The 21,371-nt window shown below is 43.6% G+C and carries 15 protein-coding genes; 6 read left to right on the top strand and 9 right to left on the bottom strand.

The features are described 5' to 3' along the window. Positions 1-35: 35 nt before the first annotated feature. Positions 36-3,317 (top strand): DNA translocase FtsK, encoded by a 3,282-nt coding sequence (locus tag IJJ71_RS10900; RefSeq protein WP_296847010.1) that lies wholly within the window; start codon positions 36-38, stop codon positions 3,315-3,317. A gap of 182 nt (positions 3,318-3,499) precedes the next feature. Here the strand turns inward: IJJ71_RS10900 and IJJ71_RS10895 are convergent, their stop codons facing one another. The 4 genes from IJJ71_RS10895 to IJJ71_RS10880 all read right to left on the bottom strand — a co-directional run bounded on the left by IJJ71_RS10895 (position 3,500) and on the right by IJJ71_RS10880 (position 6,969). Continuing rightward, positions 3,500-3,808, bottom strand: a complete 309-nt coding sequence (locus tag IJJ71_RS10895) for an isoamylase early set domain-containing protein (RefSeq protein ID WP_296847009.1) — start codon at positions 3,806-3,808, stop codon at positions 3,500-3,502. Positions 3,809-3,901: 93 nt separating this feature from the next. After that, a complete protein-coding gene (locus IJJ71_RS10890) occupies positions 3,902-4,726 on the bottom strand; it encodes an outer membrane lipoprotein-sorting protein (protein ID WP_296847008.1) in 825 nt (274 codons plus the stop codon). 109 nt (positions 4,727-4,835) lie between these two features. Then, on the bottom strand, positions 4,836-5,813 hold the full coding sequence (locus tag IJJ71_RS10885) for a tRNA-dihydrouridine synthase family protein (RefSeq protein WP_296847007.1): 978 nt from the start codon (positions 5,811-5,813) through the stop codon (positions 4,836-4,838). Positions 5,814-6,147: 334 nt separating this feature from the next. Next, positions 6,148-6,969, bottom strand: coding sequence for an Mrp/NBP35 family ATP-binding protein (locus IJJ71_RS10880; RefSeq protein ID WP_296847002.1), 822 nt, complete (start codon positions 6,967-6,969; stop codon positions 6,148-6,150). Positions 6,970-7,104: 135 nt separating this feature from the next. Here IJJ71_RS10880 and IJJ71_RS10875 point away from each other — a divergent pair, with 135 nt between their 5' ends. From IJJ71_RS10875 to IJJ71_RS10865, 3 genes are all read left to right on the top strand, one after another. Next, positions 7,105-7,905 carry an ABC transporter ATP-binding protein gene (locus IJJ71_RS10875; RefSeq protein WP_296847000.1) on the top strand — a complete coding sequence of 267 codons (801 nt, stop codon included), beginning with the start codon at positions 7,105-7,107 and terminating at the stop codon, positions 7,903-7,905. A 95-nt stretch (positions 7,906-8,000) separates the two neighbouring features. Then, complete coding sequence (locus IJJ71_RS10870) at positions 8,001-9,161, top strand: Gfo/Idh/MocA family protein (protein ID WP_296846998.1); 1,161 nt, start codon at positions 8,001-8,003, stop codon at positions 9,159-9,161. Between the two features lie 10 nt (positions 9,162-9,171). Then, entirely contained in the window at positions 9,172-11,415 is a 2,244-nt protein-coding gene (locus IJJ71_RS10865; protein ID WP_296846996.1) for a B12-binding domain-containing radical SAM protein, read from the top strand. Here the strand turns inward: IJJ71_RS10865 and IJJ71_RS10860 are convergent. The 3 genes from IJJ71_RS10860 to IJJ71_RS10850 are packed head-to-tail and all read right to left on the bottom strand — an operon-like array spanning position 11,407 to position 14,308. Further along, positions 11,407-12,171, bottom strand: a complete 765-nt coding sequence (locus tag IJJ71_RS10860; protein WP_296846994.1) for a hypothetical protein — start codon at positions 12,169-12,171, stop codon at positions 11,407-11,409. The two genes, IJJ71_RS10865 and IJJ71_RS10860, sit on opposite strands and share 9 nt — an antisense overlap. Before the next feature lie 22 nt (positions 12,172-12,193). Next, positions 12,194-13,102: an arginase gene (gene rocF / locus IJJ71_RS10855; protein ID WP_296846992.1), complete on the bottom strand. Its 909-nt coding sequence runs from the start codon at positions 13,100-13,102 to the stop codon at positions 12,194-12,196. A gap of 27 nt (positions 13,103-13,129) precedes the next feature. Further along, entirely contained in the window at positions 13,130-14,308 is a 1,179-nt protein-coding gene (locus tag IJJ71_RS10850; RefSeq protein ID WP_296846990.1) for an NAD(P)-dependent malic enzyme, read from the bottom strand. An 83-nt stretch (positions 14,309-14,391) separates the two neighbouring features. Here IJJ71_RS10850 and IJJ71_RS10845 point away from each other — a divergent pair, with 83 nt between their 5' ends. After that, positions 14,392-14,895 carry a hypothetical protein gene (locus tag IJJ71_RS10845; RefSeq protein ID WP_296846988.1) on the top strand — a complete coding sequence of 168 codons (504 nt, stop codon included), beginning with the start codon at positions 14,392-14,394 and terminating at the stop codon, positions 14,893-14,895. A gap of 307 nt (positions 14,896-15,202) precedes the next feature. On the opposite strand, the gene ettA is transcribed toward IJJ71_RS10845, so the two are convergent. Next, positions 15,203-16,966 (bottom strand): energy-dependent translational throttle protein EttA, encoded by a 1,764-nt coding sequence (gene ettA, locus IJJ71_RS10840; protein ID WP_296846986.1) that lies wholly within the window; start codon positions 16,964-16,966, stop codon positions 15,203-15,205. 96 nt (positions 16,967-17,062) lie between these two features. Between ettA and IJJ71_RS10835 the strand changes: the two genes are divergently transcribed. After that, on the top strand, positions 17,063-18,727 hold the full coding sequence (locus tag IJJ71_RS10835) for a GGDEF domain-containing protein (RefSeq protein WP_296846984.1): 1,665 nt from the start codon (positions 17,063-17,065) through the stop codon (positions 18,725-18,727). A 41-nt stretch (positions 18,728-18,768) separates the two neighbouring features. On the opposite strand, the gene IJJ71_RS10830 is transcribed toward IJJ71_RS10835, so the two are convergent. Further along, positions 18,769-21,261, bottom strand: a complete 2,493-nt coding sequence (locus IJJ71_RS10830; RefSeq protein WP_296846982.1) for an EAL domain-containing protein — start codon at positions 21,259-21,261, stop codon at positions 18,769-18,771. Positions 21,262-21,371: the final 110 nt, after the last annotated feature.

Below are 21,371 nucleotides of genomic sequence, written 5' to 3'. Positions count from 1 at the left end.
AAATAGTATAGCAAATTAACCGATAATCATAAAGTATGAAGCATCAAAAATATTCTGTTGTCGCAGGCATCTTTCTTTTCGTTCTTGCGGCTTTAATTTCTATATCATTGCTTTTAGTCGCGGTTGACTTTGGTGGAATCAGCCCTGCAAAAAACACCATATTCTATTCACTTGGAAAAATGTTCACCGGTGTTTACGGATTCACATCGATTTGTATTCCACTTTTCCTGATTATCGCCGGAATCCAGAGTTTCAATGCAAGATGGCGGATTAGAAACGGCGTAATGCTTCTCGGCTCAATAATTCCTTTCTTCACACTCGATGCAGTCGAACACATCTGCCGCATGATTGTCGGCTCAGACTCAGACAGCGTGATGATTGTCAAACTTTCCTCAACTCTGTTAATAGGCGCGCTGATTCTTGCAGCCGAATATCTGCTTCTATCAATCCTCGGTGATGTTCTTGAAAATTCAATCTCAGAAAGCGAGGAAAACACGAAATTCATCTTTAAAGATAAAGATGACAAATATACGGAAGAGTCTGATTACGAAGAAGATTCCGATGAATCTGATGAAACAGACGATATAATTGATGATTATGAAGGGAGTCTCGACGATGAGGAAGAAGAAAAACTCGATTTGTCAAATGATGAAATCTTCCTGCATCAAAAAGAAATTCTAAAAGATTTGATTGATGATGAAAAACCGGCTCAGGAAAAAACTCTCGAACAAGAAAAAACAATTGTCTCAGAAGAACCGACTATAATTGAACATGAAGATTTTGAAGGCGAAGAAGCAATTCCTGAATTAGTTTCCGAAGAGAATCTGACTCCAGAAGAAGAGCTTCTCGAAGAAGCAGATTTTGCCGAACCTAAACTTCCCGAAGAACCGTCTCCTTTTGATAATATTTTTGACGAGCAAGAAAAGGCTCATGAAGAGGAACTTGCGGCAAGGCAGGAGCAGGCGAGCGAAGAAATTTTAAATGATACGGATGCGACACTTGTAGAAGATTTTGATGAACAGCCTTTGCCGAAAGAAGCCCCTGATGTCGCAGAGGAAATCATCGCGGAAGACGAAGAAATCCAGTCTGAGGAAGATTTTGAAGAAGAAATTCCTGTCAGTTCAGAGGATTTTGTAAATCCCGACGAATTTACGGATGAATTCGATGAAATGAATGATGTCCAGCCGGTTGCTTTTGATGATTCCGAAGAAATTGCTGACGATGCTGATGGTGTTGAAGAGATTAACGATACAGCTGAAATTGACGAACAGCCGCTGCCAGAAGAAGAACTTGATTTTACGGAACTTCCTGACACAGAAATCGCGACTGAGCCAGAATTTGAGTCTGACGAGCCAGTTACAGAGCCGGAACTTGCGCAGATTCCAGAAGATGAAAATCCGGCCGATTACATCAACATCGAGGACATTGCCGAAAAACCAGAAGTAATTTCGGAAGGCAACTTCCCGGAAGACTTGTCGGAAAATTTTCCAGAAGAAAGCCAAACGCTTCCAGAAACAACTGAGGAAATCGCAGAAGAATTTGAAGAACCACAGGAAATCGAAGGAAACGAAGAAGAGCTGGAAGAGCCTGCCGAAACTGAAATTCTTGAGGAATCTCTTGAAGAGCCGGACTTTGCTACTGAAACAGCAGAAGCCGAGCCGGAGCCTGAAGCAACATCTTTTGAAAATGAGGAAGAAACTGAAATCGCCGACGAGCCTTTCGAGACCGAAGAAGACGAAGATGAAGAAACTCTCGGCGTAGAAGACATTTTTTCCCAGATGGAAGCCGATGCCGCCGCAAATCCAATCATAAAAGATTCGGATGCGGTACAAGCTAATCTCAACCAGAACGCAAATGAAACTGTGGAAGCAAATTCTTCATCTGACACGCCGATGCGCCGTCTGAGCGAATACAAGATTCCAACGGATTTACTCGAAAAATTTTCAAATGACGAATACTGGCGAATTGACGACGAGACAAAAGCCGCCGGGGAAAATCTAAAAAAGACTCTCATGGAGTTTGGCATTGAAGCAAGCGTAACAGGAATCCGAAAAGGCCCTGTCGTTACGATGTTTGAACTGCTCCCGGCTCCGGGTGTTAAGCTCAGCAAAATCGTCAACTTGCAGGACAATATCGCGCTTTCACTTGCCGCAAAATCAGTCCGAATCGTAGCTCCAATTCCTGGAAAGCACGCCGTTGGTATCGAAATTCCTAACAAGGAGCGTGCAATCGTTTCATTCCGCGAAATTATCGAGCAGCCTTTGCAGGATTTTAAAAAGATGTCGATTCCTGTCATTTTGGGAAAAGATATTTCCGGCCAGTCTCAGATTATCGATATCGCAAAAACTCCGCACCTTTTGATTGCGGGTGCGACAGGTGCAGGTAAATCTGTCTGCGTAAACTCAATCATTCTTTCGATTTTGTACAACCGCTCGCCAAACGATGTCAAATTGATTATGGTTGACCCAAAAGTTGTTGAGCTTAAGCTTTACAACGATATTCCGCATTTGCTCACTCCGGTCGTAACAGAGCCGAAGAGAGCATTGCAGGTTCTTCAATATTGTATCTGCGAAATGGAGCGACGATATGCTCTTCTCGATGGAATGGGCGTGCGCGACATCCTCAGTTATAACACCCGAATCCGTGAGCGAAGAATCGCAACACAAAAGCTCCCTTACATCGTGGTAATTATCGATGAGTTTGCAGATTTGATGGCTACAAGCGGAAAAGAGCTTGAAACAAGCGTCGCCCGACTTACAGCAATGAGCCGAGCCGTCGGAATCCACCTCGTACTTGCAACACAGCGACCTTCAGTGAATGTCATCACGGGTCTTATCAAGGCTAATATTCCGAGCCGAATCGCATTCATGGTTGCAAGCCGACAGGATTCACAGATTATCATTGATGCAATCGGAGCAGAAAAGCTGCTTGGAAAAGGCGATATGCTCTATACTTCTGCCGTAAATCCAATTCCAACCCGAATCCAGGGAACTTTGGTCGGTGATAATGAAGTTGAGCGCGTAGTTGATTATGTCAAAACTTTCGGTGGCCCTGATTACATTGATGATGAAATCTTTGTTGATGATGACGAAGATGTTGATGAAGAGCCAGGTTTGTTCAGTGACGGCGAAGACCCGCTTTATGATCAGGCTTTGCAGATTGTAATCCAGGCTGGAAAAGCAAGCGCAAGCTACATTCAGAGACGGCTTAAAATCGGCTACAACCGTGCAGCCCGACTTGTCGAAGAAATGGAAGAGCGCGGAATCGTAGGCCCGGCGAACGGAAGCAAACCGCGTGAAGTAATTCATGTGCCGTGAACTTAAAATCCCTCCATGGATTTTAAGTTCATACGAGAAAATTCTGTTCACCTAAAGGCAAACACGGCAAATATCGTTGACTTTGCCGTTTGAATTTTCTCTCTTTGCTTTTACGCCACCTCCATGTGGCAGCCATAAAAAAAGGCACTCGCGGAGAGTGCCTTTTTTGCTTTTAATTAAACTTAGCAGATAACTACTGAGTTATCTGTTGAGCTGAATGGTGCAGGAATATATTTGTCTGCTGCCCAGTCATTCTCCCAGCGTTCTCCATCGAGAAGGTAGCGGAACTGATATTCTTTACCAGCTTCAAGACCGAGCTTTACAGAGAAAGAACCGTCCTTACCTTTTTTGAGTGGAGTTTCTGTGCTGCTCCAGCTATTAAAATCACCAGCGATTGTTACAGTTTTTGCACCCTGAGCTGCCTCTGGTGATACTGTGAAAGTTACATTGCAAGTTTTTTTGTCTTTAGAATAAGATTTTTTCAAAGCCATTTTCAAGCTCCTTTTTTAATTAGTATTAATATAGTATAGCAAAATAGGTTTATATGCAAGACAAATTTAATTTGCCTTAAAAACAATCCTTTTTTACTTTTTGCCCTTGATTTTCGGAGCTTTTCCAGTGACAATCCAGTTCTGTGTGAAATAAGCATCAGAAATTTTTTCGTCAAATACGAAGTCTTTTACAGTCGCAATCGTCTTGCGGCCTGTTACAAGATTTGTAATGACATTTGAACGGCGCAAAGGATATTCGATACCAGTCGCACCCTTTACGATTTCGATTTTGAGACATTCATAAATCTTAATCATCTTGTCCTTGGTGTCATAGTATTCGATTCGGACAGGAATGTATGTCTTTTTGTCAAACCATGAAATGCGGTAAGAATACTCAACCTCGCTCTTTTTGTAAGGAACTGACTTCATCTTCCAGCAAGAATAAGAATTGCCGTTTATAGTGATTTTTGCGTTTGGATCAAGAATGGAATTGTCGTCTTCATCCTCGTTGCGGATTGTCATGTCGTTGTAAGTGAATTCGGTGCCGCCGAAAGATTTCGTTCGCTCTGTCATTGGGATTCGTCGTGACTGACGAAGTTCCGGCATGTAAACATAGCGGTCATCAGCCTTCTTGAGCTTTTCTAGCTGGAGAACCCTCATGCCTTTAACGCTAGCAGGCGCCTTGAAATCGAACGCTACATTTTTAAGGCCGTTATCAACACCACTTCCGTACTGCCAAATTTCGATTTTCTCACTCTTACCGTTTTTGTTAATGTTTTCGAGAATCAGGGTAGAGTAGTTGTAATCTGGAACCCTGTCCAAATCACAAAACACTTTGGCGATTTCATTTGCTGTCTGAGCTGAAAGGCCGAACGATGCAAGCAAAACAGAAACAATAGCAAAAACTTTTATTTTCATTTTACGCTCCGTTACTTTAAAGATATTTATTATATTATTTTAACACAATTTTAAAAAATAGCAATATAAAATCCTGTTATCCCAGTTAATTATAGTGATAGTAACACTATCATATTTTTAAAGTTTTGTCATCGGGGCATTTCGAAAAATATTCTTTTACGCGGGCGCGGGCATCTTCGTTGTCTTTTGCGTTTATCATCTGGGTCTGGAAATAGTGACCGAAACTGAAATTGAGGCAGTAATATGCGAAGAATCTTTGGAGACGGGTTTTCCAGAATTCTGGAGGCTGACATTGCTCCACATAATCGATGAAAACAAGAGCAAGCTGCTCACTGTTGATTGGCTCGCAAGCAAGTCCTGAAAGCTGAGCGAAAATCCATGGTTTCTGGACGGCAGCGCGAGCAATCATAATTCCGTTTGCATGAGGAGCGGCTTTTTGTGCTTCCTCAAAACTTGCACCATCTTTTACATCGCCGTTGAGATTAACAGGAATCTGCGGATAGCGAAGGGCAAGTTCCTCAACGAATTGCCAGCGGGCGCGCTCACGATATTTTTCTTTTTTGGTGCGCGGGTGAAGAGTAAGCATTTGAACGCCTTCACCAACGAGCATATCCGTAAACTCAAAGAATTTTTCGAGCGTGAAATCCTGGTCGCCGAGCCGAAGCTTTACGGAAAGCCTTTTTGCAGGACGGCCGTCTTTAGCGGCATTTTCAAGCGCGGATTTTACGCCGTGAACCATTGCCTGAGTCTCCGAGATTGGCTTTGTCATCCAGGCAATTCCGGCTCCAGTGTTGGCAATTTGCGGAGCAGAGCAGCCCATGTTCAAATCCACGCCGATTCCGCCACGCTCAGCCAGAACGCTGGTCGCCTGAGCCATTTTTTCGCCGTTTTTGTCGGTGAGCTGCCAGACAAGTTTTTCCGGCTCCGGGCCTTCAAGCAGGTAAAATTTTTCCCACGGGCCGTTGTTCAGCAAGGAAGAGGCGTTAATCATTTCATTGAAGTATTCATCACATCCACCGAAGCGGCCAACAAGATTTCGAAAAGCCTGATGCGTAATTGCATCCATCGGCGCAAGAAGAAGTTTCATAGATTATCCAAATTTTAGAGATTGCGGAGTGTTCCAACACAGAGCAACTGCATTATAAATCTTTCCTCATTGAAAAATGGCTCCCAGTCATGAAAACGGCTTATCGAAGCCTAGGGAACGACGGCGTAGCCGGCAAAATGCTCCGGTGAAGCATTTTGAGTGACTCTCCGAACAGCTATGCTGTGAAGGCTTGCTAGCCTGCTACACGCGTTTTGTGCTTGTAACTATATACGTTTGCCGCTTGCGCGGCAGCACAAAACGAGTGTTTTCGTAAGCCGTTTCATTCCCTCGCACCATTTTCAATATAAAATTGCTTGTAATTCAGTTCTCTTGTTTACATCGCTTTTATCAAATCAACTGCTGCATCCATAAAATCTGCGTCAAGCCGCTCTACATCGCCTTCATCGATTGCCTTGGAAATATCCTCGCTCATCGGGATTCTTGCCAGAACTGGGATTCCGTAGTCTTTTGCGATTCCGTTGATGTTGCTCTCACCGAAGACTTTGATTTCTTCATTACAGTGCGGACATTTTACATAGCTCATGTTTTCGACAAGGCCGACAATCGGAACTTTCATCATGTTCGCCATTTTGACTGCCTTTTCGACAATCACGCGGACAAGCTGCTGCGGAGACGACACGACAACAATTCCGTCAACTGGGAGCGACTGGAAAACTGTGAGCGGAACATCGCCTGTTCCCGGTGGCATATCGACGAACATAAAATCAACATCACGCCATTCAACATCAGTCCAGAACTGTTTGACCGCACCTGCGATTACAGGCCCACGCCACAAAACCGGATCAGTTTCCTTTTCGAGAAGGAAATTCATGCTCATGAGCTGGATTCCAGTTTCAGTTTTTACAGGGTAAATTGTGCCTGTTTTATCGCCGGTTGCCTTTTGAGCACCAACACCAAAACTTGTCGGGATTGAAGGGCCTGTGATATCGGCATCGAGAACTGCTGTTTTAAAGCCTGCCTTTCGCATTTTTGAAGCAAGCAAAGCCGTTACGAGGGATTTTCCAACGCCGCCTTTTCCTGAGACAACGCCTATTACTTTTTTAACGCAGCTTCCTTCGCGGAGAGTCGCGCGCAAGTCTTTTGATTTACAATTTGAACCACAAGTCGAACAGTTGTGGGTACATGATTCAGCCATTTAAAATACCTCTTTAGATTCTTCTATATAAAGATAATCAAATTCAGAAGAGAAGACAATAAAAAATTCCATGCTTTCAAAATATTCCGTTTCCGAAAATTGCAAAATTTTGCATAAAAAGATAAAATATCAATAATGCTAAAACTTGAAAATATCGGAATTACATTCAACGCGAACACACCGGACGAAAACACAGCCCTCAAAAACATTAACCTTCAGATTAAAAAGGGCGACTTCATCACAGTAATTGGCTCGAACGGTGCCGGAAAATCAACTCTTTACAATATTATTGCGGGCACATTGAAGCCAACGACTGGCACAATCTATCTCAAGGAAAACGAAAATTCAGCTCCAAAGAATATCACCAACGATGCGGAATACAAACGGGCACGCTATATCGGACGAATCTTCCAGAATCCGCTTTTGGGAACAGCCGGCAAAATGAGCCTTGAAGACAACATGATGATTTGCTACAAAAAAGGCTTCAAGGGATTAAAGATTTCGCTCAACAACAAGATGCGCGAATTCTTCCGAGAGCAGCTAAAAGTGCTTAACATGGGTCTGGAAAACCGTCTCGGCGATAATGTTGACCAGTTTTCAGGAGGGCAGAGGCAGGCACTCACGCTTTTGATGGCCGTTATGAGCCGCCCGAACCTTCTTCTTCTTGACGAGCACACGGCAGCCCTGGATCCGACAAATGCCCAGATTGTCATGGATTTGACACGCCGATTTGCAGAGGAATACAACCTCACGGTCATGATGGTCACGCACAACATGCAACATGCGCTCGATTTTGGAAACCGCCTCATTATGATGAACAAGGGCGAAATCATCAGCGACATCTCTGGCGAAGAAAAAAAGAATCTCACGATGGATTCAATCGTCGAGCTATTCAAGAAGATTAAAGTAAATAACGACAATGTCCTGCTGAACTAGGATTAAATGCGCGGGCATTTGTGCATCTTTTTCCCGGCAATAATATCATAAATTACAGGCTAAAAAAATTGCCAATTCTGTGATATACTATGCTTATGGAAAAAAAGCACTATTATGCCGCAATTGTTGGAACCGGGCGGATTGGATTTTCTCTTGGATTTGATAAAAAGCGCGAACAGCCGGCAAGTCATACTATGGCACTTCTTAAAAACAAACGAATCAAGCTGATTGCCGCCGCTGACTCAAACGAAGAAAATCTTGAAAACTGGCGCAAGTATGTCCGAAAGCATAACGGCAAAAAAGACTTTACGCTCGTTTTTCCTACAAGCAAAGAACTTTACGAAAATGTTACCTGCCTCGATATAATCACTGTGGCAGTCAATGAAGATAATCATCTCGAAGAATGTTTAAAAGCAATCGAATACAAACCTCGCCTCGTGATTCTGGAAAAGCCTGTTGCCCTCAATTCTGAAGAAGCTGAAAAAATCCGTGCAAAAGCAATTGAATGTGGCGTTCCTGTGATGGTGAATCATGAGCGGAGATTTGCAAAAGACTATCTATCGGTCGTAAGTTTAATTGATAAAATCGGCGATATCCAGTCTGTAACAGGAGAATTAGATTCGGGCTTAAGGATTTATGGCGAGGAATTTGAAAAGGACGGAACCTATTCGCTTTTGCATGACGGAACGCATCTGGTAGATATACTGCAATTTTTGCTAGGGAAGGGGAGTAATAACGAACGGTCGGAAGTTACACCCATTCTCAAAACAGCCAACAATTCCGAAACTGATACTACATCCCCTGATACGCCAGCCGACCTTTCAAGAAATGACACCCCCCTTTTGACAAATCCGCTTGTCTCAGGAATCTACAAAGACGAAGAAGGCATTGTCCGAAATTTCTCTGCTCACTACCAATCGGTCGTTAGTAAATTCGGTACAATCCCGGAAGTCACGGTCAAAATGAGTGGACGAAGCAAATTTTTTGAGTTCAGGATTGAAATTCTTGGCACTTTGGGTAAAATCTGCATCGGGAATGGATTTGCAGAGCTTCACCTTCGCGAAGAATCCAAGCTTTACACAGGATTTTATTCGCTCACAAAGCAAAAGCTCAAACTTCCCAAAAAGACAGGCTATTTCAGCGGGATGATTCAGAACGCAGTAGATTTTTTGGACGGAAACAGCGAGCTTGTCTCACCGCTCGAAGATGCGATTTCTGATTTGAAAGTGCTCGAAGAAATTAAAGCAAAGTTTTAGGCAGGAAAGAATGTCACAAGAAAAAACAGCTAAGCAAAATGTTTTGATTATCCAGCCGCCAATCGTGCAGCTTAACACGGCTTATCCGAGCGGGGCTTATCTTTCTGCATTTTTCAAGTCTCTCGGTCACAAAACCCGCTGGCTCGATTTGAGCCTTGAGCTTTATTATGCGATTTTTTCAAGAGCAGGCCTTACAAAACTTTTCTCTCTCTGCGAAAAAAATGCCTTGCAGCTTGCAGACCAAGCCGAAAAATCTGGCGATGAGGCGACGGCTTTCAATCTCAGGCGGTATGTCGCCCAAAAAGATTTATGGATTGAGTGGATTGATTTTATCACGGCGATTTTGCGCCCAGGTTCACGCGAAAATATTTCTTCGGGCTACGAGAATGCCCATCGTTTTGTTTTTGGCGCACATGTTCCGCGTGGCTCCCGAATGGAAAATTATCTTGCGAATCTCGGACACGATTTGACCACAGACGATGCACGCTCACTTGCAAGTTTTGCGCTGGCGGACTTGGCGGACTTCATCACGATTGCCTTTGACAAGAATTTCTCGCTCGTGCGATATGCCGAAAGCCTCACTGTAAGCGAATCAAGCTTTGAACAGGTCGAAAAAGGTGCGGACAGCCCGATTCTCAAAGAATTTTATGAACCACTGCTAGAAAAGTTAGAAGTTAGGAATGAGGAGTTAGGAGTTTTGGAGGGGGAAGTCTCCCCCTACGCGCCCACTTCGTTGGTCGCTACCCCTTCTGCGGGGACACCCCGCAACGCCCCGAAGACACTCGTGCTGATTTCAATCCCATTTGCGGGGACATTTGCGGCGGCTCTGGCGACTGGCCGATTTTTCAAAAAGCACTTTGGTGACTCGGTTTTTGTTTGCTTTGGCGGTGGATTTGTGAACACGGAACTTCGCGAAACAAACGAACCTTCGTTAGATAAATATTGTGATGCGATTTCTTATGACCGGGGATACGCTTCATATAAAGACTTATTGAACATGTCTCCTGCGGAAAATAGTCCTATTTTCAAGTTGAGACAGTTTACAAAAAACGGGATTGTTCCGCCGCTTGAAGAAGGTTCGCCTACTTACGAACAGTCGTTAGCTTACGAAAAGGAAGTTACTTCAAGTCTGATTCCTGATTTTTCGGATATTGATTTTTCTCAGTATCCTCGGCTTATTGATGACACTAACCCGATGCACAGACTCTGGTCGGATGGAAGCTGGATTAAGGCTTATATGGCACACGGCTGTTACTGGCACAAATGCGCTTTCTGCGATGTTACGCTGGATTATGTCAAAGGTTATTGCCCGACGAACATTCACAATCTTTATGAAGGATTGCTTTCTCAGTGCAAGGAAAAAGGCGTTTACGGAATACATTTTGTTGACGAAGCGATGCCGCCAGCCATGATGATTCAGTTTGCCCGCGAAAATATTGCTCACGGTTCGCCGATTACATGGTGGGGAAACGTTCGCTTTGAAAAGAGTTTTACCCGCGATGTTGCTGATTTTCTTGCTTACGGAGGTTTAATCGGTGTTTCGGCCGGGCTTGAATCTGCCACAGGAAACGGACTCAACGCGATTCACAAGGGCACGGATTTGGAATCAATCGTCGGAGCCTGTTGTGCTTTCAAGGAAGCAGGAATTCTCGTGCACGCTTACATGATTTACGGCTACTGGTGGGAAAAGGAGCAGGATTTAATCAATTCGATGGAAACTTTGCGCCAGTTCTATGCAAACGGTTTGCTCGATTCATGTTTCTGGCACAAATTCGTGCTCACACGACACTCACGGGTTTACAAAGAATGGACAGAGGGCAAAATCCAGGACTTAAAGCCAATCGATCCGCAGGAAAAACAGAATGCGCCTCTTTTTGCCAAAAACGGACTTCACTTTGAAGGCGAGAAAAAATCCCAGAAATACGGAGCTTTTCTTGATTTCTCGCTCAACCAGTGGATGCACGGCGAAGACTTGGAAAAACCTGTTCAGAAATGGTTCGACTTTCAGGTTCAGCGACCAAGCGTTCCAAAGGATTTTATCGAAAAAATAATCGCAAAATACGAAGCAAAACGAGACGAAACTTTCAGAAAACCGCTTCCCGAAGACAAATCAAAAATCTTCTGGCTCGGCGGAGAAAAAATTCCGCTCGCGAATGGCAAAATCGGCTGGTTCTACATGGGTGAATTCCACACAGCAAAAAAAAATGCCCCGGAATCTTCTTTCCGAGGCAAGGGATTGTGTGTGCTACCGTAAATTTATATGCAATGCAAAACCTGTAACGAATGCTGTAAACTGGAAATTAACGCCATCAAAAATCAGCTTTCCTCTCTGTAAAAAAGTTTTTTTGTTTGATAAGAACAGCGTGAGTGAAACTGGATGTGTGTCCGCAACAATCTCAAATCCATAAGAAATAAACTGCATTTTGCTCTTGCTGTAATTTTCAAAGACAAGCGGTGAATAGGAAAAAAATAAATTCTGCGAAATTCTTTTGCTGATCTTATGCCAAAATTCAATTCCTGCAAAAATGCTGTTGAACATTACTGTTGAAAGTTCAACTCCTGAAAAATTCTCATCATAAGAATGTTCGATAAAAGAATACTCTATATATGGCGAAATCGTCAGAGAATATATCGGGCGGTACGGGAACACAACCTGAATGCTATAATCTATGCAACGAAGACCTTCGGTATAACGCATATCCTCGCTGTTAAAATCAGGTTTTTCCGTCCAAAGGAAGTGAGTTTTTCTGTCAAAACCAAGGTTAATGTGCGACCTGACTATTTGCAAGTCATACCAGAACGAACGAAACAAGATTCCTTTAAAATTAAGGCCTTGCCTAAGCTGAATATCACCTCCATCCTCTTTTGACAAAACTTCAGTGATAGTCTGCCAGCCTTTCGTCGTCTCAAGAACCCAGCTGAATCCTTCAATAACCCGCTCAGATTTTATTTCAAGCGAATGTGCCGCAATGGAGCAAAGGAGAAAAATTGAAATAAATATCTTGCGCAAGGAAGGATTCAATTTTCTCCAATTAGTAAATTTTCTCACCCAAAAGCCGAGCAATCAAATCCACAGCAAATGCCGCAGTTTGATTCCGCACATCAAGTACAGGATTAACTTCAACGATTTCCGCCGAACGAACCATTCCGAGATCACACATTTCTTCCATTAAAAGAAGTGCCTCACGATTCGTCATACCAGCAGGAAGCTGATAGCCAGTTCCAGGCGCATACATCGGATCAAGACAGTCCATATCAAAGCTAACATGCACGACATCAACCCTTTGCTTGAAAAATCTGAGCACATGCCTCATGACTTCGTTAAAGCCCTGTCGATCAATGTCGGTCATAGTATACGCTTTGACACCAGCTTCTTTCATCAATTTTCGTTCTTCTTTATCAACGCTACGAAGTCCGACATAGCAGACATTTTTTGGGTCAACCTTCTGCCCATCAAAATACAGGTTTGTAAGCTCAGGAATTCCATAACCGCAGCTCGCCGACATACACTCGCCATGAATGTTTCCACTCGGAGTCGTGTCAACTGTGTTGAAATCACCGTGAGCATCTACATAAAGAACGCCAAGCTTTAATCCCTTCTTTTTATAAGCAGCAGAAAGCCCCGCGATTGAACCAAGCGCAATTGAATGATCGCCACCAAGAATCAGCGGAAAATCACCACAAGCGGCAGATTTTTCAACTTCTTCGGCAAGCTGAGTGTTCGCCCGCACAATCGGAGCAAGATATTTTGCTTTTGGATTACCGACTGACTCAAATTCCTGCGGATTTATCTGAATCGGTGAAAAACACTGCACGGCTTTGTGGCCAAGCCCCTCGATTCGCTCCTTAACTCCGGCAAGACGAATTGCAGAAGGTCCCATATCCGCACCATGACGGCTAGCTCCGTAATCCAACGGCATTTCAAGAATACGAATATTCATTTGTTCAAAATCCTTTTTTAATAGTTTTTAGATTCTTGCCAAACCGGCTTTTCTTGCTTCGTCAGCGACGGCTTTTGCAACTGTCTTAGCAACCCGCTCGTCAAATGCACTTGGGATTACCAAATCAGGATTAAGCTCTTCTTCGCTAATCAACGAAGCCAATCCGCGTGCAGCCGCAATCTTCATTTCCTCAGTGATTTTGCTTGCACGGCAATCCAGCGCACCCCGGAAAAGCCCTGGGAAAGCAAGGATATTGTTGATTTGGTTCGGATAGTCTGAGCGACCAGTTCCGATGATATAGGCTCCGGCAGCCTTTGCCTTTTCGTAAGTAATTTCCGGCTCCGGGTTTGCCATCGCGAAGACGATTGATTTTGGAGCCATTGATTTCACCATTTCCTCGCTCACAAGATTTGGGGCAGATACGCCGACGAAAATATCCGCACCTTTCATGGCTTCTGCCATAGTCATGCGGCGGTTGTCCGGGTTTGTGATTTCAGTAAGTTCCTTCGTTAAAAAATCATATTTTTCATAATCTTCTTTTATGATGATTCCGTTGATGTTAAATCCGTAAATCTTTCTGATTCCGAATTTGTGGAGCATACGGATAATTGAAGAACCAGCAGCACCAGTCCCCGAAACTACGAGAGTACAATCTTCCGTCTTTTTACCAGCGACTTTAAGCGCATTCATGATTGCGGCAGTTACGACGATTGCAGTTCCGTGCTGGTCATCATGGAAAACAGGAATATCCAGCTCTTTTATCAAAGTACGCTCGATTTCAACGCATCGTGGAGCTGAAATATCCTCAAGGTTGATTCCGCCGAAAGTAGGAGCAATCTGCTTGCAGAAATCGATGATTTTTTGAGGGTCTTTTGTATCGATACAAAGCGGAACGGCATCAACGCCAGCGAATTTCTTGAAAAGAACGCATTTTCCTTCCATTACAGGCAAACCAGCCGCAGGACCGATGTCGCCCAATCCCAAAACAGCAGTTCCGTCCGAAACGACGGCGATTGTATTGCCCTTCCAAGTATATTTGTAAACATCATCAGGATTTTTATGAATCTGACGGCATGGTTCTGCAACACCTGGAGTGTAAGCCACAGAAAGGTCGTCGCGTGTTTCAAGGGGCATCTTCAATTCAGTGGAAATTTTGCCCTGCCATTCACCATGTTTTTCAAGTGCTTTGTCGTAAATTGTACTCATAGTGGTCATTATAGTACAAAAACTTCGATTGATAAATGGTAAAAATATCATATAATAGAAATATATTGATTAAGGAGAAACTAATGCAATATTTAGACAATTTGAAAAAAAATCGCTCTGTTGACCGAGTAATTTTCCTCGCTGGAATGATTCTCGCATTCATCGGATTCTTAATTCCAACAGTATTTGTAAAAGATGCTTCGGGAACAGTCTTAAAGAATATCTTTGGGGCAGCCGTTTATTTCAACAAAGCTCCTAGCGCATACAACGCGACTTTCCTCGTAACAGTATGGCTCTGCTCAATCGCAGGAATTGCATTGTTCTTCATCACAAAGACAATAATCGGCGACATCATCGTAACACTTCTCGCCATTGCATTCGGAATTGCTTCTGTAATTTCAATCGCTCCTTCCTTGACAGACATGTTCGGTGCTTACACAGAGTTCTACACAAGCCCGGTAACTCCATTCTTCGGTTACACAACAGTTGGCGGCTACCTTGTCGCAGTCGGCATTGTGGCAGCACTCGTCGGCTCAATTCTTGGTGCCGCACACATCCAGCACCCTAGCCAGGCAAAAGCAAACTAAGCAAAACTAGTCCTAAAAAACGAAATCCCGTCTGCTCAATGAACAGGCGGGATTTTTGTTTTTAAAGGGCGAGCTTCGAACAAAAAATTACTTCCATGTAATTTTTGTTCTGCTTTCCCCCTGCATCCATGCAGGGCATTATCTTGTCAACTTGCGATATACTGTCTTATGTGGAACATCATCGTCGATTCCGAGGACATTCTTACGCCATTCCGCGAACCGAAAATCCATCCGTGGATTTTCGGATTCGTACGAGAATTTTCTACGAAAATTCTCTCCTAGCTTTCCTCCTGCATCCATGCAGACATTATCTTGTCAACTTCCTGTAAACAGTTTTGTGTGGTATATCATCATCTAATCCAAGTACAGCTTTTCTCCATTCGACATAATCGCTCCAGCTTCCCTCTACGAAGTGAACTTCGGAATTGTTTTCAAATGCGAGGATGTGCGTACAGATTCGGTCGAGGAAGTAACGGTCGTGGCTGATTACGAGAACTACGCCCGCAAAGCTGTTGATTGCTTCTTCGAGGGAACGGGTTGTCGTGATGTCGAGGTCGTTCGTAGGTTCGTCGAGCATGAGCACGTTTCCGGCTTCCTTGAACATCATGCCCATGTTAAGACGGTTCTTTTCACCACCAGAAAGAACTGAGATTTTTTTGTTCTGCTCGGCTGAGTTAAAGTTGAACCATGAGCAGTAAGCGTGTGCGTTGATTTCGCGGACTGCACCGTTGAGCGCGCGGCCCTTTTCGTCAACCGCACCGAGCTTAACGAGGTCGCTTCCACCTGAAAGCATTTCGTAGATTGTCTTGTTCGGGTCAAGTTTTGAACGCATCTGGTCAACATAGACGAGCTTAACTGTATCGCCCACTTTGATTGAGCCAGAATCTGGAACTTCCTTGCCCATTTTTCCGTCCGGAAGCTCAATTTCCTGACCTGCGGCACTTGCAATCATCTTGAACAATGTTGTTTTACCAGCACCGTTCGGGCCGACGATTCCGACAACGCTACCAGCCGGGATATGGAAGTCGAGATTCTCAAACAAGAGCTTGTCATCGAATGATTTTGTGAGCTTTTCGGCATCAATTACGACGCTACCCAAGCGAGGACCAGCCGGAATTGAAATCTGTGTGTCTTTAAGCTGAACGCGCTTTGATTCTTCGGCGAGCAATGCTTCGTACTTGGTGATATGTTCCTTGTGCTTTGCCTGTCGGCCTTTTGCTCCCGCATGAATCCACTCCAGCTCTTCCTGCATCTCTCGGCGGCGTGTTGAAGCCTGTTTTTCTTCAAGAGCAAGTCGTTTTTCTTTGGCTTCGAGCCATTCTGAGTAATTTCCTTTGAACGGATAGCCTTCACCGCGGTCCATCTCCAAAATCCAGCCCGCAACATTGTCGAGGAAGTATCGGTCGTGGGTGATTGCGATAATTGTGCCAGGATAGTCTTTGAGGTGCCGCTCAAGCCAGGCCACAGTCTCTGCATCCAAGTGGTTAGTCGGCTCGTCCAAAAGCAAAATGTCCGGCTTCTGCAAAAGCAAACGGCACAAAGCGACCCGGCGGCGTTCACCACCAGAAAGAACGTCTACAACCTGGTCGCCCGGAGGACAGCGGAGAGCGTCCATAGCAAGCTCAAGGTTTGCGTCCAGATTCCATGCATCGGCTGCATCAAGCTGTTCCTGAATCTCTGCCTGACGGGCACAAAGTTTGTCAAAGTCTGCATCCGGGTCACCAAAAGCTTCGTTTACCTTGTCGAATTCAGCGAGCAAGTCTGTGATTGGCTTTACGCCCTCTTTTACAACTTCGAGGACTGTTTTGCCCGGCTCAAGGTAAGGCTCCTGCTCCAGATATCCCATTGAATACCCCGGAAGAAGCTTGGTTTCGCCAGTGTAATCTTTATCGATTCCTGCAAAAATTTTAAAAAGTGAAGATTTACCGGCACCGTTCTCACCGATAACACCGATTTTTGCTCCGTAGTAGTAAGAAATTGAAATGTCTTTGAGGACTACTTTTGTTCCATACGCGCGAGAAACGCGATCCATCGTGTAAATGATTTTTTTATCGTCGAATGTCTTTGCCATATTAAAAAATTATACATTAAATAGAAGATTTTGTCTCGAAACTGCGGTATTATCTATTTATTGTTTCTGGTTAATTTTTTATAATAAACTGGATAAATGAAAGGTAAAATCAATTTCAAGTCTCTTGCATTAAAAATCCTTCTCACCGCCCTAATTCTGACCGGCATTTATGTGCTTCTCATAGGACACAACACAACTGATGCCCGCATAATCCAATATCAGGAAAAATTTTTTAACAAAGGCTGGTTTTATTACGATAAAGAAGGCAATGAAACTGCAATCGACTCGCTTCCTGTTCACATTCAGACAGACGGAATGAAGTCAGCTATCTACCACAGACTTGCAGAATTCGAGGACGGAAGAACATCCGTCTGCTTTTATTCACAACATCAAAATGTAAAGCTCAAGCTAAACAACCAGACTATCTACGAATACAAGACAGAGGCTGTTCCAAAATCAATCATGTCATACCGTCCTGTCTATAATTTCACAGATCTACCGCCCATTTCCGCCGGTTCCATATTATGTATCGAAACAGAAGCCGTAATTCCTTCCAGCGCAGGAGATTATGAAGAAGTCTTTTTCGGCGATACGGCGCAGATTCTTTTCACAATTCTTCTTAAACACATAAACAGCTTCCTTCTCGGAGTAATGTTCATTGTCATCTCTGTCCTCTTGTTCGGAACTCATCACCTGTTCTCACACACGAACAAAAAAGATTACACCTTGCTTCACCTCGCACTTCTGACTTTCACAATCGGTGTCTGGCAGCTCGACGACTCAACGCTTCTTCTTTTCTTCACCGGCTACCTGCCGCTTCTCTGGTGCTGCAAATATCTGTCACAGCTTTTCATACCGATTTTTACATACTTTTTCGTCAAAAGCATTTCGCCTAAAACCAACAGCAAATTCCTGAATGTGTTCTTCTGGATTACGATTGCTGCCGTAGCCGTAGAATACATTCTCCAAATCACAGGCATAAAGGCAATCACGAACACACTTTTTATCTCACATTTTATTTATCTGACAGCATGTATTTACACCCTGCGAATTCTTTTCAAGGAAGACTGGATTAAAGTCAGCAAGCTAAAATATCTTTTCATTGGCTCAATGATTTTATCAACGGTGATTTTTGCATTCACTGCCATTTCAATGTTCAACAACAAATTCTTCAGCTCCATGATGAGTTTCGGGCTTGCGTTCACATTTATCTCAATGATTCTTATCACTTACCAGAAAGAACTTAAGCTTTTTGAAGAAATGAATCTTGTGAATATGTACAAACATCTTGCTTTCGTGGACATTGCCACAGGAGTGAACAACAAAACTGCATGGTACACTCTCGTAGAAAATTTCAACGAAACCACCAGACCGCAAGGTGAATACTGCATGATTGTTTTCGACATGAACAATCTTAAAAAACTCAACGACAATTTCGGGCATCTAATCGGAGACAAAGTAATCAAAGCTTTCTGCGATTGCCTCGTAAAGATTTTTGGCTCAAGCGGCGCAATTTACAGAATCGGCGGCGATGAATTCGTCTGTATATGCCAGAATATTTCCCGCGAAACCGTGCAAAAACTTCTTAAAAAATTTGACGAAAGCGTACTTGCGCAGGAAGAATCTGAACACAAATTCTCTGCCGCGTACGGATATGAATTCTTTACGCCACATTCACCGGCTGATTTCAACAAAGCCCTCGAAGCCGCCGATGAAAAAATGTACAACACAAAAGTTGCGATGAAGGCTGCAAGAGAATAAGTTTGAAATTTAGAAAATCTGATTAAACCGAAAGCCTAAGCTCAGCTGACGTTGAAATCAATTGCCTCGTTTGCAGGAATCGGCTTAGAGAAGAAATATCCCTGAATCGTGTCGGCACCGAATTCCTTGAGACGAAGATACTGCTTTTCTTCCTCAACACCTTCAATAATCATGTTTTTGTCCAGATCGTGCATGAGGTGAATTATATTGCGGATGAATGAATCCTTGCCCTCAACAAGGTATGTGTCAACCAGAGACTTGTCGAGCTTGATTACATCAACTGGAATGTAGGTGAGATAACCGAGTGAAGAATAGCCCGTACCGAAATCGTCCATGAGCAGACGGATTCCCAAGTCCTTGAAGCGGCGGAAAAAGCCATCGGCAAGGACGCTCTTTTCTAGGAACAAGCCTTCGGTAATCTCAATCTCCAAGAACTGAGGCGGAATATTATATCGCTTGAGCAAATCCTCGACGAAATCAACATAGCCGTGATCGTTGAGCTGATTGCTCGAAAAGTTGACCGAAACAGGATGCAAGGTCTTGCCCTGATCACGCCATGCGGCAAGCTGCTTGATTACAAGCTCGGTGGTGATTCGACCGATTCGCCAAATCCAGCCGCTGCGCTCCGCAACAGGAATAAACTGGCCCGGATAAATGCCAGGTTCCTTCATTCGGACAAGAGCCTCATAACCGCTGACTTCTTTTGTCTGTGCATCAATCTGCGGCTGATAAAGCATGAAGAATCCGTCGTTGTCGAAAGCCTGCTGAAGCTTTTCTTTGATACGGATTTCTTCGAGAGCCTTTTCTTTCATTTCATCATCATAGATGACAATGCCGTTCTTACCGCGCTTTTTGGCCTCGTACATTGCCGTTTCTGCATTGATGACATGCTGCTCCGGCGGCGTAATTCCGTCTGAGCAAGAAGCTCCCATACTTGCTGTGATAGCAAGAGTCTCATCACCAAGCGGAATAGGAGCACGGATAGCCGCAAAGAGCTGGCGGACAATCTGACATTCCATAGTAAGAACTTCATCAGGAATCACAAGAAGAAGCTCGTCACCGCCAAACCTCGCAATCTTCCATCCGCCTTCCTCGACCATTCCTTTAAGGAGTGCAACAACATACTGCAAGATACTGTCAGCAAGCGAGTGACCATAATTTTCGTTGAGCATTTTGAAATCATCAATATCAATGATGATTATGGAATAGACACTTTTTTCGGTCATTGTGTCACGAAGCCATGCCGTAATCGTGCGGCGGTTGAGGACATCAAGAATCTCATCATATTCAGCCTGATAGCTCAGCTGTTCCTGAGAATCCAGAAGAACCTTCTGAGACTTTTTAAGCTCGGCGATATATGTCATGGAAATCATCTTGCCGCATTTTGAGTAGAACATCAAAACAACCAGCGTAATGAAAAGCATTATTATAGGAGGAAAGATTTTACCATAGTGAGAGATGAATGACTCCGGCTTGTTGTAGAAAATCGTATCTTTTGGAAGAAGAGAAAAATCAAGCTTAAAATCCTTCATAAGACTGTAGTCGAATGAAGTGCGGCTCTCCGTATAATCGACAAGTGAAATTTCCGGGCGAGAACCTTTGGTAAGCACCTCCTTGACCATTTCACCAACTTTTACGCACTGCTCCTCAACATCCATGTGAATTCCACCAAGAACGCCCATTCCTTCGCCACCGACATAATTGCGGAAAATCGGAACCGTGGCAGAACGAACGACCGTGCCAGTTCGGGAAAGCATCGAATAAACATTCTGATTTTTGTCAGAATAGCAGTTCATATAGAAGAGAATTGAATCTTTTGGCAGCTCGGCAAGAAGGAATACCAAATCTGACTGAGAGAGAAGGGAAGCGTCCAAATCAACGAAAGAATAACCTTTGTATTTGTCGCGGAGTGTCCAGAATGTGCTTATATCAACTTTGCCCGCGACTGACTGATCATGGAGACCGATAAAAGTCTTGCGGTCCGGGAAAAGAGCTTTCGCAAGATTCATCGTCTCCTCAAGGTAATCATTTTCATAGAAACCCGACATCATCGGATTTAGAGAAGCCTTTAAAGCAAGCTCGTAATCGTTTATACCGAAGAAAATAACCGGAATTTTTGGGAAAAGCTCTTCCTGATATTTGATAGCGAATTCAAGGGCTAAATCATCACCAATAAGAATCGCCTCGTACTTTTTGACCTTTGAAAGGCGTTGTTTCATGAAATTGAAGAACTCATCGCCCGAAGTATCTCCTCGGCCATTGGAATACATGTAAGCAACATCATATTCAATTCCGTTAGGATATAAACTTCGCTCAAGCCCCTTAACCTGCGCATCATAAGTAAAATAAAGAGGATCGTAAGAACTGATGAAAAGAACCCGGTGATAGACTTCTACAGGCCGTTTGACAACTTCTTTTTTATCAATACCCGTTACAATAAAACGCAGGAAAAAAATCAATAATGCTAAGAGGCAAAGAATACTTAACCAAAGTGAAAAATTTCTTAAAAAGATAAGAGTCTTTCGTTTATCCATGTTAATCCTTTATCTCAATCTATTCTATAATTATATCACAACATGAAAATTTCTCAAGAAATTATTCAGTTTATCTCAATTTTTTTTGCTATTTTGCACTATATATATAT

Source organism: Treponema sp. (assembly GCF_017430385.1).
Lineage (GTDB): Bacteria > Spirochaetota > Spirochaetia > Treponematales > Treponemataceae > Treponema_D.
This window is presented reverse-complemented; position numbering and strand designations above follow the sequence as displayed.

Coding starts and splice junctions, on each gene's coding strand:
- IJJ71_RS10830 (WP_296846982.1), bottom strand. CDS start 21,261: ATGGATAAACGAAAGACTCTTATCTTTTTAAGAAATTTTTCACTTTGG.
- IJJ71_RS10900 (WP_296847010.1), top strand. CDS start 36: ATGAAGCATCAAAAATATTCTGTTGTCGCAGGCATCTTTCTTTTCGTT.
- IJJ71_RS10875 (WP_296847000.1), top strand. CDS start 7,105: ATGCTAAAACTTGAAAATATCGGAATTACATTCAACGCGAACACACCG.
- IJJ71_RS10895 (WP_296847009.1), bottom strand. CDS start 3,808: ATGGCTTTGAAAAAATCTTATTCTAAAGACAAAAAAACTTGCAATGTA.
- IJJ71_RS10890 (WP_296847008.1), bottom strand. CDS start 4,726: ATGAAAATAAAAGTTTTTGCTATTGTTTCTGTTTTGCTTGCATCGTTC.
- rocF (WP_296846992.1), bottom strand. CDS start 13,102: ATGAATATTCGTATTCTTGAAATGCCGTTGGATTACGGAGCTAGCCGT.
- IJJ71_RS10835 (WP_296846984.1), top strand. CDS start 17,063: ATGAAAGGTAAAATCAATTTCAAGTCTCTTGCATTAAAAATCCTTCTC.
- IJJ71_RS10845 (WP_296846988.1), top strand. CDS start 14,392: ATGCAATATTTAGACAATTTGAAAAAAAATCGCTCTGTTGACCGAGTA.
- IJJ71_RS10885 (WP_296847007.1), bottom strand. CDS start 5,813: ATGAAACTTCTTCTTGCGCCGATGGATGCAATTACGCATCAGGCTTTT.
- IJJ71_RS10865 (WP_296846996.1), top strand. CDS start 9,172: ATGTCACAAGAAAAAACAGCTAAGCAAAATGTTTTGATTATCCAGCCG.
- ettA (WP_296846986.1), bottom strand. CDS start 16,966: ATGGCAAAGACATTCGACGATAAAAAAATCATTTACACGATGGATCGC.
- IJJ71_RS10850 (WP_296846990.1), bottom strand. CDS start 14,308: ATGAGTACAATTTACGACAAAGCACTTGAAAAACATGGTGAATGGCAG.
- IJJ71_RS10880 (WP_296847002.1), bottom strand. CDS start 6,969: ATGGCTGAATCATGTACCCACAACTGTTCGACTTGTGGTTCAAATTGT.
- IJJ71_RS10870 (WP_296846998.1), top strand. CDS start 8,001: ATGGAAAAAAAGCACTATTATGCCGCAATTGTTGGAACCGGGCGGATT.